This is a genomic window from Hymenobacter lapidiphilus, assembly GCF_013377885.1.
GTDB lineage: Bacteria > Bacteroidota > Bacteroidia > Cytophagales > Hymenobacteraceae > Hymenobacter > Hymenobacter lapidiphilus.
On the sequence record NZ_JABKAU010000083.1, the window covers coordinates 1 to 1,724 of the forward strand.

Genomic DNA, 1,724 nt, shown 5'->3' on the forward strand with positions numbered 1-1,724 from the left:
TTGGTGGATTTTCGTAGCTTCGTGTCGCATCACTTGTTTCGTTAGTGCCGGCAGCCTCGTTCGAGCGGGGCTGCCGGCTTTTTTGTGGGGGTGTGTGGGTTAGCCGAGCTTGAAGACGATTTTGGCTGGCAGCGACTGCTGTTCGTGGGCTTGGGCCTGCATAACACCCTCCATTTTCATGGCCACATATGCCAGCTCTTGCGGCGTCTGGCAGTCAATCGGGCAGGTGCTGAGGTAGTCCACGCCGCTGAAATGCCCCTCCGGCGTGATGCAGTTTTTGTGATGCTTCTTAATGGCCTTGCGTAGCTCTTTCTCGCGGGGCTTAGAGAGCCCGAGCAAGGCAAGGAGGGAGAACTGTTCGCCCGGCGCGTCGTGCTGAGGGGTGGTAATAGGCTGACCTTGGAAAATCATATCTCTCGTTTCGTAAGCCCCAGCCAGCAGCGGCCGGGGCGGTGGGGGTAGCCCCGGCAGGCGTTGCCGGGGCGGGGGTGGTAGTTGGTTAGGCGATGATGGCGGCGTCTGGCCACAGCGCTGGGCGGCTTATGTGTTGCCGCACCAGGTCGGCCTGGGCCGCACGGGCTTTAGTCCTGGCGGCGTCGGCGGCGTTGGCGTCGGCGGCGGCGTTGGCGGCGGCGTTGGCGGCGTAGGCGGCGGCGTAGGCGGCGGCGTAGGCGGCGGCGGCGGCGTTGGCGGTGTTGGCGGCGTTGGCGCAGGCGGCGGCGGCGGCTTCTCGGCACTCTCTCGGCGTTGCGTTGCCCTCCAGCCACCGCTCGGCGGCTTCAATGGCCAGCCGGGGCCGGTGTTCACCTTCCGGCACCATATGCAGCACCTGGCGGGCGAACAGACAGGCCAGGCGGACGCTCACTCGTTTATCGACGCCAGCCGTGACGCGGGCCAGCCATAGCAACCAGTCGGGCCGGGGGCACGTGGCCCAGGCGGTGGCATAGTCCTGGCCGGCGCACCAGTTGCGGGCATCGGAACAGGCATATAGTGCGCGTAGCTTGTTCGCGAACTCGGCGGCACTCAGGTTTTCGGTGGTGTCAGGGGTGGGGGTGGCGCTCATGGGGGCTGGGTTTGGTGGGTTACTGCGTATCGACTAGGGCAATGGCCTGGAATAGCTCGTAGGCGACTTGCGGGACGATGCTGTTGCCGTAGGCTTTGAGCTGCTTGGCTCGGGTGCTAACTCGCACCAGTCCGGCGGGTAACCCATCATCTGGGCCACAAAGCGGGGGTTCAGTGAGCCGCCAAGCTTCTGGGCTACTTCGGCTGGGTTGGGCTGGCGGCCTTCCTGAAACCGTTCCGTTCGCACCCGCATGGTAGCCGTGGGCGTGCCCATCATGGCGATGGCTGTTTGCAGGTTCGGCCCGCCCGTTCCCTTCTCCCCGGCCCCCGTGTGGCAGGATGCCGTGGGCGTTGGATATAGGCCCCGTTTGGCGAAATCGTTGATGCTCACTTGTGCCTTGCGGCCATCCGGCATCCGGTCCGTGAGGCTCATTTCCTTCGTGCGGGTTTTGCCGCCCGTGCCCAGCGCCGCATCCGGCGTGGGCCACAATCCAAAGTCGGTCCCGACGGTGCGGGGCGCCGACACCGCAAGCTGGTAGTAGAACTGTTTCGCAGGCGTAACCCGACGCTTCCAAGTCAAATAGCACGCCGTCGAGGCCCAGCGAGGCGAGGCCAGCAACGTTTTCACCAACAATCCAACGGGGCCGGACTTCGTCAATAAC

Annotated in this window: 3 protein-coding genes; all 3 read right to left on the reverse strand. The window is 64.8% G+C overall.

The annotated features are described in order from the left end of the window. Positions 1 to 99: 99 nt before the first annotated feature. The 3 genes from HW554_RS20090 to HW554_RS20100 all read right to left on the reverse strand — a co-directional run bounded on the left by HW554_RS20090 (position 100) and on the right by HW554_RS20100 (position 1,721). Positions 100 to 411 (reverse strand): hypothetical protein, encoded by a 312-nt coding sequence (locus tag HW554_RS20090; protein ID WP_176910311.1) that lies wholly within the window; start codon positions 409 to 411, stop codon positions 100 to 102. 88 nt (positions 412 to 499) lie between these two features. Further along, positions 500 to 1,063 (reverse strand): hypothetical protein, encoded by a 564-nt coding sequence (locus HW554_RS20095; protein WP_176910312.1) that lies wholly within the window; start codon positions 1,061 to 1,063, stop codon positions 500 to 502. A 19-nt stretch (positions 1,064 to 1,082) separates the two neighbouring features. Further along, positions 1,083 to 1,721: a DNA cytosine methyltransferase gene (locus HW554_RS20100; RefSeq protein WP_394354325.1), complete on the reverse strand. Its 639-nt coding sequence runs from the start codon at positions 1,719 to 1,721 to the stop codon at positions 1,083 to 1,085. Positions 1,722 to 1,724 lie beyond the last annotated feature (3 nt).

Coding starts and splice junctions, on each gene's coding strand:
- HW554_RS20090 (WP_176910311.1), bottom strand. CDS start 411: ATGATTTTCCAAGGTCAGCCTATTACCACCCCTCAGCACGACGCGCCG.
- HW554_RS20095 (WP_176910312.1), bottom strand. CDS start 1,063: ATGAGCGCCACCCCCACCCCTGACACCACCGAAAACCTGAGTGCCGCC.